We start from the raw sequence: 12,652 nt of genomic DNA, 5'->3' as shown, positions 1-12,652 counted from the left end.
CGCTAGGTTGGGAGGATGCGCTTCGCCCACGTCATCCCCCCGGGCTCGGAGTCAGCGCAGCTCGTCATCGCCGAGGGCGACGAGGCGATCTTCGTGTCCGAGCTGTTCGACGGCGCGCCCGGCGTGCTGGAAGATCTGATCGCCGGCGGGCAGGAGCTGCTCGACCGCGTGCGGGATGCGGCCGGGCGTGCGCCTCGGCATCCGCTGGCGGGGATGCCCTTCGCCTCCGCCGTGCTCGCGCCGCCGGTCATCCTCGCGGTGGGCCTCAACTACGCCGCGCACTCGAGCGAGCTGGGCCTGAAGACCGATTCCACCCCGACCGTCTTCGTGCTGTGGCCGAATTCCCTCGCTGCCCACCAGACCACCACCGCGTGGCCGCGCTCGTTGAGCGAAGCGGTCGACTACGAAGCCGAGCTCGGCGTGATCATCGGAAAGCCCGCGAAGGACGTCTCACCCGAGGACGCCCTCGACCACGTGTGGGGCTACACCGTCGTCAACGACATCACCGCGCGTGACATCCAGTATTCCGAAGCGCAGTGGTCGCGCTGCAAGTCCTTCGACGGGTTCACCCCGACCGGACCGTTCGTGGTCACCGCCGATGAGATCCCCGACCCGCAGAGGCTACACATCTGGACGGTCCTCGACGGCCGGACCCTGCAGGACGCCTCCACCGATCAGATGGTCCGTCCCGTCGCCACCCTGATCTCGCATCTGTCGTCGTCGGCGACGCTCCTGCCGGGAACCCTCATCTCCACCGGAAGCCCGGGGGGCGCCGGGTACTCCCGCGATCCTCAGGTGTTCCTCCGCGATCGCTCCACGGTCACCGTGGGCATCGACGGCATCGGGGCGCTGACCACGCACTGCCGCATCCTCGATTGAGGAGCGGCGCGGACAGCGCCCCGACGAGGACCGCTCAGCTGAGGATCTGGTCGCAGTCGACCATGACCCCGTTGATCTCGTAGACGCCGCCGCCGAGCTGCTGGCACTGGCGGACGACTTCTTCGGTCGCCTGCATGAGCGTCGGGAAGATCACGGCGAAGAACACGATCGCCGCGATGACCCCCACGACCAGCAGAATCGAGCTGATGATGATCGCGGCGACGGCCCAGGGGTTCTTCGCGCCGGCCTTGCGGCTCTGGATCAGCGCCACGATGCCGAGGATCAGTGCGATGACCTGCATGAAGAACGACAGGACGAAAGCGACGATCCCGAGGGTCTTGCCGGGAACGGGACCGGCCGCCGGACCCGACGGAGCGGCAGGCGGCGCGGCGGAGTAGGCGGGCGGCGGGGTGTGGTCCGCGGGGTTCTGGGGATCGGTCATGGGGTTCCTCTCACTCGGATTCTGCCTGACCGTATCGGCTGCGCACCGGCGCTGCAATCTCGCGCTCCCGCACCCCCCTCACGCCCCGGTGTCGTCGCCGTCGATGTCGCCGGCGGCGATGACGGGGATGGCCGCGGTGACCGCCTCGAGACCCGACAGTCGCGCCGGGGAGAGCTGCTTCGTGACGTCCTCGCGCGACATCAGCCCTGCCTCCACCACGAGATCGGCGACGTTGTGCCCGGTGAGCAGCGCCGTCTTGGCGAGGGCGGCCGCCGCGGCGTATCCGATGTGCGGCGTGAGCGCGGTGATGACCCCGACGGAGGACCCGACCATCGCGCCCAGACGCTCGCGGTTGACGGTGATGCCGTCGACGCAGTTCACCCGCAGCGTGTGCATCCCGCGCCGCATCCAGGTGATCGACTGGAAGATCGAGTGGGCGATGACGGGCTCGAACGCGTTGAGCTGGAGCTGACCGCCCTCCACCGCCATCGTGACGGTGAGGTCGGCGCCGGCGACGGCGAACGCGACCTGGTTCACGACCTCGGGGATGACGGGATTGACTTTCCCGGGCATGATGCTCGAACCCGCTTGGCGGGCGGGCAGGTTGATCTCGCCCAGACCCGCCTGCGGTCCGGAGGACAACAGCCGCAGGTCGTTGCAGATCTTGGACAGCTTGATCGCGTTGCGCTTGAGCGTCGAGGAGAACGACATGAAGGCGCCGGTGTCGCTCGTCGACTCCACGAGGTCGGTCGCCAGCTCGAGGTCGAGTCCGGAGATCTCCCGCAGATGACGCAGCACCGCCGCCCCGTAGTCGGGGTGCGTCGTGATGCCGGTTCCGATCGCCGTGGCACCCATGTTGATCTCGTACAGCAGGTACGCGTTCTCCGTGAGGCGCTTGTGGTCCTCCCCGAGCGTCGTGGCGAAGCCGTGGAACTCCTGCCCGAGGGTCATGGGCACGGCATCCTGCAGCTGGGTGCGCCCGACCTTCAGCACATCGTGGAACTCCACGGCCTTCGCCAGGAACGCCTTCCGCAGGAGATCGAGCTCCTCCATCAGCGTCAGCAGATCCAGGCTCAGGCCGACCTTGATCGCGGTCGGGTAGACGTCGTTGGTCGACTGGCTGCGGTTGGTGTCGTCGATCGGCGACAGGAACGCGTAGTCGCCCTTCTCGCGCCCGGCGAGTTCGAGGGCGATGTTGGTGATCACCTCGTTGGCGTTCATGTTGGTCGAGGTTCCGGCCCCGCCCTGGATCACCCCGACGACGAACTGGTCGTGGAACCGTCCCTCGATCACCAGCTGGGCGGCCCGGTCGATGAGGTCGGCCTTCTCGGCATCCAGGACGCCGATCTCCCTGTTGGCGCGCGCGGAGGCCTGCTTGACCATCGCCAGACCGCAGACGAGATCCTTGTAGACGGAGATCGGTCTCTTGGAGATCGGGAAGTTCTCCAGCGCGCGGGCGGTGTGGATGCCCCAGTACGCGTCGGCGGGGATCTCCAGGGATCCCAGGGAGTCGGTCTCGGTACGTGTGCGCGTCATCGCGTCCAGGGCCATGTGTGCAGTCCTCGTGGGTTGGTCACGGCGGTGTGAAGGGATGCCCCGACCCTACCCGCGTCACTCCACCGACACCCTGTACACCATGGCGTTCTCGAGACGCGAACTGTACACCGCGTCAGGTCAGCCGCGCTTCCGCGAGAACTCCTCCAGGCGCTCCTCCGGCGACATCCGCGCCATCCGTGCGACCCATTCCGCCGAGAAGAAGTCCGCGGACGGCGCGTCCACGACCGGGACCACCGAATGGGTGATGGTGTCCTCCCAGACGTGGACGAGCTGGAACGACTGACCGGCGTCCATGCCGTTGACCTCGACGGCGGGGCGGGAGATGTCCATCGTGTAGCAGCTGGCGGCGGCCACGCTCACCGGGATCCCCGCGAACGTCCCCGTGGTGGCGTAGTGCAGATGCCCGCCGAGGATCGCCCGGACATCACTCCCCCGCAGCACCTCGGCGAGACGGGTCTGCTCACGGAGCTCCAGGATGTCGAAGAGCGGAACGTGCGAGGGCAGGGGTGGGTGGTGGAGTGCGACGACCGTCCCGTGCGGCGCCGGAGTGGACAGCACGCCGGCCAGCCACTCCAGCTGAGCGGCGTCGAGCTCGCCGTGATGCCACCCGGGGACGCTGGTGTCGAGGGCCACCAGGCGCAGGCCGTTCAGGTCCCATACCCCCGTCAACGGCTCCTCCGTCGGGGCGGCGTCGAACAGCCCCCACCGCATCGCCGCGCGCTCGTCGTGGTTGCCCGCCACCCACACCACCGGAGCGCCCAGACGCTCCGCGACCGGCTCGACCACTGCGCGCAGGGCCCGATAGGCCTCGGGCTCGCCGAGGTCCGTGAGGTCTCCCGTGAAGACGAGCGCATCGGGTGCCAGCCCGGTCCGCTCGAGCGCCTCGAGCATGCGATCCAGATTCGCCGCCGTGTCGAAACGCCCCCCGAGGGGCGGGTTGCCCGCCAGAAGGTGGGTGTCGCTGAGGTGCACGAGGGTGTACCGGGGCGCGGCGTACTGACCGAACTGCGGGAGGGCGGCATCCATGCCCTCAGCCTGACACGACCCTCCCGCATCGACGAAGCACGGGTCGGGACCGCCGTGGCCGGGTGGAGCGCCGCTAGCGTGGACGGGTGAGTTCACACGACACCCTCCCGGCATCCGCCCCCGCTCCCGAACCCCGCCCCACGATCCGCAGCCATCACGGCGACGACGTCGAGGATCGCTACGAGTGGCTGCGCGCGAAGGACGACGCCGATGTCCTCGCGCACCTGGAGGCCGAGAACGCCTACACCGACGCGCGGACGGCGCACCTCGCGGATCTGCGGGAGCGGATCTTCACCGAGATCAAGGAGCGGACGCTCGAGACCGACCTCTCGGTACCGGTCCGCCGAGGGCAGTGGTGGTACTACTCCCGCACCGTGGAGGGGAGCCAGTACGGCATCCACTGCCGGGCACCGCTCGCCGCTCCCGAGGATTGGACCCCGCCGCGGCTGGACGCCGACACCGAGGTGCCGGGCGAGCAGATCCTGCTCGACGGCAACGTCGAGGCCGAGGGGCACGATTTCTTCTCACTGGGGAGCTTCGAGGTGTCGACCGACGGCACGCGCCTCCTCTACGGCGTGGACGTCGAGGGCGACGAGCGCTACACGCTGCGCGTCCGCGATCTCGTCACCGGGGAGAACCTGCCCGACGTCATCCCCGACACCTTCGCCGGAGCGACCTTCTCCCCCGACGGCGCGTTCATCGTCTACACGACCGTCGACGACGCGTGGCGCCCGGACACCGTGTGGCTGCACGAGATCGGCACGGCCGTCGACGCCGATCAGAAGCTCTTCCACGAGCCCGACGAACGGTACTGGGTCGGTGCCGGCTTCACCCGGAGCGACCGTTACCTGGTGATCGGGCTCGGATCCTCGATCACGTCGGAGGAGTGGATCCTGGATGCGGACGATCTGCGGGGCGAGCCCCGCGTGGTCTGGCCGCGCCGGGAGGGCGTGGAGTACGACAGCGAGCACGCGGTCGTCGACGGCGAGGACGTCCTGTTCATCCTGCACAACGACGACGCCCTGGACTTCGAGCTCGTCCGGGTGAGCGCCGAGGACCCGGCCGGCGCCCGCACCGTCGTCGTCCCCCACCTCCCGGGCCGACGCCTGCTCGGCCTCTCGACGTTCCGCGACTGGGGCGTCCTGGGCTACCGCCGCGAGGGGCTCGCGCGCCTCGGCCTGCTCGGCTACGCCGACGGCACCGTGGAGGAGATCGGCTTCGACGAGCCGCTCTACACCGTCGGTGGGAGCGGCAACCCGGAGTGGGCTCCCCCGGTCCTGCGGATCGGGTTCGGCTCGTTCGTCACTCCCGGCACGGTGTACGACCTCGACATCGCCACCGGTGAGCGGCACCTGCGTAAGCGCCAGCCGGTGCTCGGCGGGTACGACCCCGCCGACTACGCGCAGGCGCGTGTGTGGGCCCCGGCATCCGACGGCACCCGCATCCCGGTCTCCCTGGTGTGGAAGACCTCGTTCGGCGAGGCGGGAAGCGCACCCCGTGCCATGCACCTCTACGGCTACGGCTCCTACGAGCACTCGATCGACCCGGGCTTCTCGGTGTCGCGGCTGTCCGAGCTCGACCGCGGTGTGATCTTCGCAGTCGCGCATGTCCGCGGCGGCGGTGAGATGGGACGCCAGTGGTACGAGGACGGCAAGCTCCTCGCGAAGCGGAACACCTTCACCGACTTCGTCGACTGCGCCCGGCACCTGGTGGATTCCGGCTACACGACGCCGGAGACCCTCGTCGCGGAGGGCGGGTCGGCCGGCGGACTGCTCATGGGCGCGGTGGCGAACCTCGCCCCCGACCTGTTCGCCGGCATCCTCGCGGGTGTCCCTTTCGTGGATGCGCTGACGACCATTCTCGACCCCTCATTGCCGCTGACGGTCATCGAGTGGGACGAGTGGGGCGACCCCCTTCACGACCCGGACGTGTACGCCTACATGAAGTCGTACACCCCCTACGAGAACGTCCGCGAAGGCGTCCGCTACCCGCGGGTCCTCGCGGTCACCTCGCTCAACGACACGCGCGTCCTCTACGTCGAGCCGGCGAAATGGGTGGCACGTCTGCGCGAGGTGGGCGCGGATGCGCTCTTGAAGTGCGAGATGGTCGCCGGTCACGGCGGCGTCAGCGGCCGGTACAACAGCTGGCAGGAGCGCGCGTACGAGATCGCCTGGCTCCTGGACGTCGTCGGCGCCGCCTGACGGCGGCTTCACGTGGCACTCGTGGCCGCCTCACGTACGATGAGGCGGCCACGAAAGCCACATGAAGACCTGTTGCCGGGTCAGCCGAAGAGGGCAGCGGCCTCTTCATAGCGGTAGAGGGGCACGGAGTTCAGCTCGCCGAGCGCGTCGGCGAACGGCACGCGGACGATGTCGGTGCCGCGCAGCGCCACCATCTGCCCCCACGCCTCCTGCACGATCGCGTCGGCGGTGTGCAGGCCCAGGCGGGTGGCCAGGACCCGGTCGAAGCCCGACGGCGAGCCGCCGCGCTGGATGTGGCCGAGCACCGTGGCCCGGGTCTCGATGCCGGTGATCCGTTCGATCTCGGGGGCGAGGATCTCGCTGATGCCACCGAGGCGCGGGCGGTTGAACGCGTCCAGTCCCTTGTCGCTGTAGGCCTCGTCCATGTCCTTGAGCTTGAAGCCCTCCGACACCACGACCAGCGGCGCACGGCCGCGGTCGTGCGCCCGGGTGACCTGCTGGGTGATCTCCTCGATCGACAACGGCACCTCGGGGATGCAGATGACATGGGCGCCGGCGGCGATGCCGGCGTGCAGGGCGATCCAGCCGACGTGGCGCCCCATGACCTCGGCGACCATGCAGCGCTGGTGCGAATCGCCGGTCGTGCGGAGTCGGTCCATCGCGTCGGTGGCGATGTTGACCGCGGTGTCGAATCCGAACGAGTAGTCCGTGGCGCGCAGGTCGTTGTCGATCGTCTTCGGCACGCCGATGACGTTGATGCCGTCACCGGCGAGCCGGTTCGCCGCGGCGAGGGTGCCCTCGCCGCCGATCGCGACGATGCCGTCCAGGCGGTGGCCGTACATCGTCTTGGCGATGTTCTCGGCACCCCCGCGAGGGCCCTCGTAGGGGTTGGTGCGGCTGGTGCCGAGGATCGTCCCACCGATCTTGGACAGACCCTTCACCTCGTGCCGGGTCAGCGGGAAGAAATCGCCATCCACCACTCCGCGCCATCCGTCACGGATGCCGACGAACTCCAGGTCGTAGGTGGTCGTGCCCTTGAGCACGGCGCCGCGGATGACCGCGTTGAGTCCGGGGCAGTCACCGCCGCTGGTCAGGATGCCGATCTTCATTGCTGTGGTCCTCGCTGTCGGGAAATCGGGTCGGCCACGCTGCCTCACCCGACATTAGCGTCCGCGCGAGCGCGGTGCTACACGGCGGGCCGGAGGCCGGGACCGGGCGCGTGTCAGCCGCCGAGCGCCTGCCGCAGCAGGTGCATCAGCGCCGACAGCTGGACCGAATCGCTCGACTGCGGATCGACGGCGTCCCCGTCGAGAGCGCGTTGGGCGAGTCCCTGCTTGGAGTCGATGAGCTCGGCGATCTTCGTGTCGATCGTGTGCGCGGCGATGATCCGCCATGCCGTGACCGGCTCTTCCTGACCGATGCGGTGCACGCGGTCGATCGCCTGCGTCTGCTCAGCGGCCGTCCACGACAGCTCGGCGAGGACGACGTTCGACGAGGCCTGCATGTTCACCCCGACGCCCGCGGCCGTCAGTGAACAGACCGCCACCCCGACCTCGGGATCGTCGTTGAAGGCGTCGATCGCTTCCTGACGGGCCGCACTGGACTGGTCACCTCGAAGCGACACCGTCCGCAGACCCGCCGCGGCGAAATGCGCTTCCGCGGCATCCATGACGTCGATGTGCTTGGCGAAGAACACGACCTTGCCGACCGAGCGCTGCAGCTGCAGCGCGTAGTCCGCGGCGAGCACCGCCTTGGCCTGACCGATCTTCCGCACCATCGTGAAGACGTTGTCGCCCCCGGTGCCGGCGGCCTTGGACTCCTCGAGCTCGTTGTGCGCGACCAGGCGCACGATGTCGTCGTCGACCTCTCCGGGCGCCAGGCCCCGGTCGCCGCGCGCGTCGATGATCCGGCGGTACTTCGCCGCGAGTCGTGCACCCAGTTCGCGCTCGGCGGCGCGGATCGAGCGGCCGAAGTCGTCGTCGAGCTGCACGGGGAGGTCGGCGATGAGCTTGTCCGGGAGATCGGCGGCGACATCCTTCTTCTTGCGCCGTACGATGCCCATCGAGATCACCGCGTCGCGCGCCTCGGGGTAGAACGCCTTGTCGGCGGGGGTGAGGCCGGTGGCGTCGAGCTTGTCCATCAACAGCGGCCCCGGCTTCTCGCCGTTCGTCCAGCCGAGGAACCGCCAGATCGCGTCGAAATCCTCGACGTCGTTGATCAGCGGCGTACCCGTGAGGGCGAGGAGGAGGGGGTTGCCGGTCTGCTCACGGATGCGGCCCGCCAGCGCGAGCACGTTCCGCGAGCGCTGCGAGGTGAGGTTCTTGATGAAGTGCGCCTCGTCGACGACCATGCCCTTCAGACCCAGCGCGCTGAGCCACGACAGGTGCCGATCGAGGATCTCGTAGTTGACGATGAAGACGTCCGCGAAGGCGTCGATGTTCTCACCGTCGCCCTGGATCACCGTCGCGCGACGCTGCGGCGTCCATCGCTCGACCTCGCGCGCCCAGTTCATCTTCACGACGTTCGGCACGACCACCAGCAGCGGGTACGCGTCGGCGACGGATGCCGCGAGGACCGACTCGGCGGTCTTGCCGAGCCCGGGCTCATCGGCGAGGAGGAAAGAGCGATGCCCTTCGCGGACCGCCTCCAGGAAGCGCGACTGGTGGGGCATGATCTGCAGGCCCCGCGGCGAGAGCCGGTCGAACTCCGGAACGGGAGGGAGCTCCATCGACGCAGCCGCGCCGCCGGCGCCCGTCTCGAAGGCCTTGTAGAGCGGCCCCATCAGCTCCCACCCGTCCAGACGCCGTCGGGCGGTGGAGGCGGGGGCGCGGGCGGTGAGATCGGGGGCGAGGAACGGGTTGGCCATCTGCCGCGCCTCGACCTGCGGCGGGATGACCTGCCGCTCGGCAAGGGCCGCGGGGACGACGGCGGCCGCGGCGGGCGCGGCGTCGGTGATGATCAGCTCGTCCGGCGGCAACTCCGCCCCGGATTCCAGCAGCCAGTCCCGCCGCATCCTGCGGGCGACCGGCGACGTGGCCTGATCCACCTCGAGCAATTGGATGAGCGAGGTGTCGCGCGCGGCGGTCTTGGCAAGGATGGTTGCCACGCCGTCCAAGCGCTTGAGCAGCTCGGCGCGGGTGGCGTCGCTCGCCTCGGTGTCGGCCTTGACCCGCGCCCGCTCCTCGCGGACGAGGAAGGCGATGACCTGGAACTTCACGCGGTTGGTCGGTCCGAGCTTGCCGCGCTGGGCCTTGGCCTCGACCTCGCGCACCTTGCGGGCGAGGATCGGGATGATCGGCGACTCGTCGTCCCGACGGGCGGACGAGGGCCTGCGCCGTCGCGAAGAGGACGTCTGGGTGGGCGCCGTGGTCGGCATGCTCCTCCTGAGCGTGGATGCCGGAGAACCCGGCGTTGTCCGATCGATGATCGGCCTGGCAGCGTGCGTCCCGCGGGCGGCGCGGACGCCGTCGCGAACGCGGGAGGGGGTGTGTCGCCGGATGCCGCGGGCCCGCGCTTGGCGCGGTGCGGCGTCGCGTGGCAGCCCCCGGCGTAGAGTCTAGCGGACGCGACCCGTCCTCATCCCCACAGCTGCGCGGCGATGTCGGCGGAGTACCCCTCGGGGAGGACGTCGATCCAGCTGGTGGCGACCCACAGCCCGTCGGCGAAGAGGTGATCCTCGCCGCTGACGTACTCGACGTCGTCGAGGGTGATCCCCCGGCGCTCGATGCGGCACAGATCGGCGTCGCCGATGCTCTCGCAGCCGATCGCCGACTCGGCCATGACGGCGCGCGCGGCATCCGCCTGCGCCGGCTCGATCGACGCGACGGTCGTGGCGATGCCCGGCCCTTCGGCACCGCCCCACGTGCACCGCAGCACCGGGATGCCGGAGGCGAGGAGCTCCGCCAACTGGGCGTTCTGCGAGGACAGCATCGTCACCACGGGGTCGTTCGCCGGCGGCACGGCCGCCTCGAGCGATGCGCGCATCCCCTCGGAGTAGAGCGCTGCGCACTCTCCGGGAAGCGCCGCGGCGGGTGCGGTCTCCGTCGGCTCGGCGGTCGGCTCTGAGGTCTCCGCAGGAGGGGCGACGGATGCGGTCGGAGTGGGGGCGGGCGTGGCGGTGGCGCCGACCGGCTCCGGCTGGCACCCGGTGAGGACGGCGAGCAGGACGCCGGCCGCGATCAGCACGGGCGCGGCGCGGCGCCGACGACGGACCTGGATCATGAGACCTCCGAACACTCCGGAGGCGAGCCTACGTCCCGGAGCGCGTCGGCCCGCGGCGACGCCCCGCGTCAGCGGGAAAGCGCGACGCCCTCCTGCCAGTCCGAGAGGGTGAAGGGATCGTCGGTGATGATGCCGTCGACCCCGAGCGCGGTGACCTCGTCCCAGTCGCGATCGGTGTTGAGGGTGTAGACGACGATCCGGATGCCGGCATCGTGCAGCTCGTCGACGACGGCGGGCTGCTCGACGACCGCGGCCCGGTCCACGATCAGGGCTCGGACCCCCGCCTCGGCCGCAGCACGGGCCGCGTCATCCGGCAGACGGCGGAGGATCAGCATCCGGTGGACGGTGTCGGACTGCGCGGCGACGTGGGCGAGCGCGGTCGCGTCGAAGCTCGCCGTCGCGACGCGGTGCTCGAGGGCGCGGTCGCGGATCGCGCCGAGCACCCGCGTCACCCCCGCTTGGTCCCACTCCCCCTTCAGCTCGAGGAGCGCGCGGACGTCGGTTCCGACGAGGACGTCGAGGAACTCCTCGAGCGTCGGGACGCGGGCGCCGACGAACTCCGGCGCGTACCAGGATCCGGCGTCGAGGGAGCGCACCTCGGCGAGGTCGAGCGCGTCGAGCCGGCCGCTGCCGTCGGTCGTGCGGTCCACCGTGGCGTCGTGGAGGAGGACGGGATGCCCGTCGGCGGTGCGTCCGACGTCGACCTCGACGTAGGAGAACCCGGCATCCAGGGCGATCCGGACCGCCTCGAGGGTGTTCTCCGGCGCGACAGCCGCGCCGCCTCGATGACTGGCGATGAACGCCGCCTCCCCGGGATCGCGCGTGTCCCCGAGCAGCTCTCCGGCGCTCACCCGCGCAGGACTCGCCCCGACGACGGCGACGACGACCGCGACGGCGGCGAGGGCACAGGCGACGACGAGCGAGGCGAGTCGGTCGCGCGCAGGATCGTGCGGCATGGGCGTCCTTCGGGTCGTCCCATCGGCGTCGATGGGCCGGACGTGCGGGTGCGATCACCCTAGCCCAGGTCGTTACCTTTTCGTTACCTTTCGACGCGGATTTTCCGGATGCCGTCCCACAGTGCGTCGGCGACGGCACGCTTGTCCCCCCGAGCCTCGGCCACGAGCTCGCCGCGCCGATCGAGGAGGAGCACCGCGTTGGCGTCGACCTCGAACCCCTCGGTCCACCCGACGCGATTCACGGCCAGGAGATCGGCGCCCTTGCGGACGGCCTTGCGCCCACCGCGCTCGAGCAGCGTCTCGTCGGGCGCGGGGGTCTCGGCGGCGAAGCCGACGATCGTCTGTCCGGGAGCGCGGCCGGAAGCGAGACCGGCGAGGATGTCGTCGGTCTGGACGAGCCGAAGCGAGATGTCGGGACCGTCGGCCTGCTCCTTCGCGAGCTTGCGCGCGGACACCTCCGCGACGCGGTAGTCGGCCACCGCGGCGGCCATGACGATCACGTCCGCCCCCACCGCGGCCTCGCGGACCGCGTCTCCGAGCTCGGCCGCCGTCCCCGCCCGGACGATCCGGACCCGCGACGACGCGGATGCCGCAGCCAGAACGTCGGCGTCGATGTGGGCGGCGACGAGGGTGACCTCGGCTCCGCGATCGGCGGCCGCGCAGGCGACCGCGACGCCCTGGCGACCGCTCGAGCGATTGCCGAGGAATCGGACCGGGTCGATCGGCTCCCGCGTCCCGCCGGCGCTCACGACGACGCGGAGGCCCTGCAGGTCGCCTCCGCGCTCGACTGCCGCCCCGGACGCGCCGGCGTCGGCGGGGGAACCGACCGCCGCGAGCGCAGCCGCGACGATCACGTCGGGTTCCGACATCCGCCCGGGACCGCTGTCCCCGCCGGTCAGCGGGCCGTCCTCGGGCCCGATGACCTCGACACCGCGACCGCGCAGGATGCCGATGTTGTGCTGGGTGGCCGGATGCCGCCACATCTCGGTGTGCATCGCGGGGGCCACGACCACCGGTGCGGTGGTGGCCAGTAGGGTCGTCCCGAGGAGATCGTCCGCGAGGCCGGCCGTCATCTTCGCGAGCGAATTCGCCGTGGCCGGGGCGATCACGATCAGATCGGCCGACTGACCGAGGGACACATGACGCACACGCGCGACATCGTCGTGGACGGAGGTGGTCACGGGGTTCCGACTGATCGCCTCCCACGTCGCGGTGCCGACGAAGCGGAGCGCATCCGGCGTCGGGATGACATGGACGTCGTGCCCGTCCTGAACGAACGCGCGGACGACGGCGACGGCCTTGTAGGCGGCGATGCCGCCCGTCACTCCCACCACGACGAACACGTTCCGATCTTGGCACGTTCCGCCCCG

Annotated in this window: 10 protein-coding genes; 2 read left to right on the top strand and 8 right to left on the bottom strand. The window is 70.4% G+C overall.

Translation table 11 applies throughout. The annotated features are described in order from the left end of the window. Nucleotides 1-15 precede the first annotated feature (15 nt). The gene (locus AB0O93_RS12320; protein ID WP_363343724.1) at nt 16-879 is read left to right on the top strand and encodes a fumarylacetoacetate hydrolase family protein; all 864 of its coding nucleotides are present in this window, start codon (nt 16-18) and stop codon (nt 877-879) included. A gap of 34 nt (nt 880-913) precedes the next feature. Here the strand turns inward: AB0O93_RS12320 and AB0O93_RS12315 are convergent, their stop codons facing one another. The 3 genes from AB0O93_RS12315 to AB0O93_RS12305 form a co-directional block, all read right to left on the bottom strand. Continuing rightward, complete coding sequence (locus tag AB0O93_RS12315; protein ID WP_363343722.1) at nt 914-1,321, bottom strand: DUF4190 domain-containing protein; 408 nt, start codon at nt 1,319-1,321, stop codon at nt 914-916. A 78-nt stretch (nt 1,322-1,399) separates the two neighbouring features. Then, complete coding sequence (locus AB0O93_RS12310) at nt 1,400-2,872, bottom strand: aspartate ammonia-lyase (RefSeq protein ID WP_363343720.1); 1,473 nt, start codon at nt 2,870-2,872, stop codon at nt 1,400-1,402. A 123-nt stretch (nt 2,873-2,995) separates the two neighbouring features. Further along, complete coding sequence (locus AB0O93_RS12305) at nt 2,996-3,904, bottom strand: phosphodiesterase (protein WP_363343718.1); 909 nt, start codon at nt 3,902-3,904, stop codon at nt 2,996-2,998. An 86-nt stretch (nt 3,905-3,990) separates the two neighbouring features. Here AB0O93_RS12305 and AB0O93_RS12300 point away from each other — a divergent pair, with 86 nt between their 5' ends. Next, nucleotides 3,991-6,105 carry a S9 family peptidase gene (locus AB0O93_RS12300; protein WP_363343716.1) on the top strand — a complete coding sequence of 705 codons (2,115 nt, stop codon included), beginning with the start codon at nt 3,991-3,993 and terminating at the stop codon, nt 6,103-6,105. Between the two features lie 80 nt (nt 6,106-6,185). On the opposite strand, the gene AB0O93_RS12295 is transcribed toward AB0O93_RS12300, so the two are convergent. The 5 genes from AB0O93_RS12295 to coaBC form a co-directional block, all read right to left on the bottom strand. Beyond that, nucleotides 6,186-7,214 carry a 6-phosphofructokinase gene (locus tag AB0O93_RS12295; RefSeq protein WP_363343714.1) on the bottom strand — a complete coding sequence of 343 codons (1,029 nt, stop codon included), beginning with the start codon at nt 7,212-7,214 and terminating at the stop codon, nt 6,186-6,188. Between the two features lie 113 nt (nt 7,215-7,327). Beyond that, nucleotides 7,328-9,481 carry a DEAD/DEAH box helicase gene (locus tag AB0O93_RS12290; protein ID WP_363343712.1) on the bottom strand — a complete coding sequence of 718 codons (2,154 nt, stop codon included), beginning with the start codon at nt 9,479-9,481 and terminating at the stop codon, nt 7,328-7,330. Nucleotides 9,482-9,681: 200 nt separating this feature from the next. Further along, nucleotides 9,682-10,326: a hypothetical protein gene (locus AB0O93_RS12285; RefSeq protein ID WP_363343710.1), complete on the bottom strand. Its 645-nt coding sequence runs from the start codon at nt 10,324-10,326 to the stop codon at nt 9,682-9,684. Nucleotides 10,327-10,394: 68 nt separating this feature from the next. Then, entirely contained in the window at nt 10,395-11,282 is an 888-nt protein-coding gene (locus tag AB0O93_RS12280; RefSeq protein WP_363343708.1) for a glycerophosphodiester phosphodiesterase family protein, read from the bottom strand. Nucleotides 11,283-11,365: 83 nt separating this feature from the next. Then, nucleotides 11,366-12,625, bottom strand: coding sequence for a bifunctional phosphopantothenoylcysteine decarboxylase/phosphopantothenate--cysteine ligase CoaBC (gene coaBC, locus AB0O93_RS12275; protein WP_363343706.1), 1,260 nt, complete (start codon nt 12,623-12,625; stop codon nt 11,366-11,368). Nucleotides 12,626-12,652 lie beyond the last annotated feature (27 nt).

It is taken from the genome of Microbacterium sp. NPDC077184, assembly GCF_040687055.1.
Lineage (GTDB): Bacteria > Actinomycetota > Actinomycetes > Actinomycetales > Microbacteriaceae > Microbacterium.
Note: the sequence above shows the minus strand (reverse complement) of the source record. Positions and strands in the feature narration are given on the sequence as shown.

Bases quoted from the DNA above. Each gene is read 5' to 3' on its own strand.
- AB0O93_RS12320 (WP_363343724.1), top strand. From the start codon at position 16: ATGCGCTTCGCCCACGTCATCCCCCCGGGCTCGGAGTCAGCGCAGCTC.
- AB0O93_RS12315 (WP_363343722.1), bottom strand. From the start codon at position 1,321: ATGACCGATCCCCAGAACCCCGCGGACCACACCCCGCCGCCCGCCTAC.
- AB0O93_RS12310 (WP_363343720.1), bottom strand. From the start codon at position 2,872: ATGGCCCTGGACGCGATGACGCGCACACGTACCGAGACCGACTCCCTG.
- AB0O93_RS12305 (WP_363343718.1), bottom strand. From the start codon at position 3,904: ATGGATGCCGCCCTCCCGCAGTTCGGTCAGTACGCCGCGCCCCGGTAC.
- AB0O93_RS12295 (WP_363343714.1), bottom strand. From the start codon at position 7,214: ATGAAGATCGGCATCCTGACCAGCGGCGGTGACTGCCCCGGACTCAAC.
- AB0O93_RS12290 (WP_363343712.1), bottom strand. From the start codon at position 9,481: ATGCCGACCACGGCGCCCACCCAGACGTCCTCTTCGCGACGGCGCAGG.
- AB0O93_RS12285 (WP_363343710.1), bottom strand. From the start codon at position 10,326: ATGATCCAGGTCCGTCGTCGGCGCCGCGCCGCGCCCGTGCTGATCGCG.
- AB0O93_RS12280 (WP_363343708.1), bottom strand. From the start codon at position 11,282: ATGCCGCACGATCCTGCGCGCGACCGACTCGCCTCGCTCGTCGTCGCC.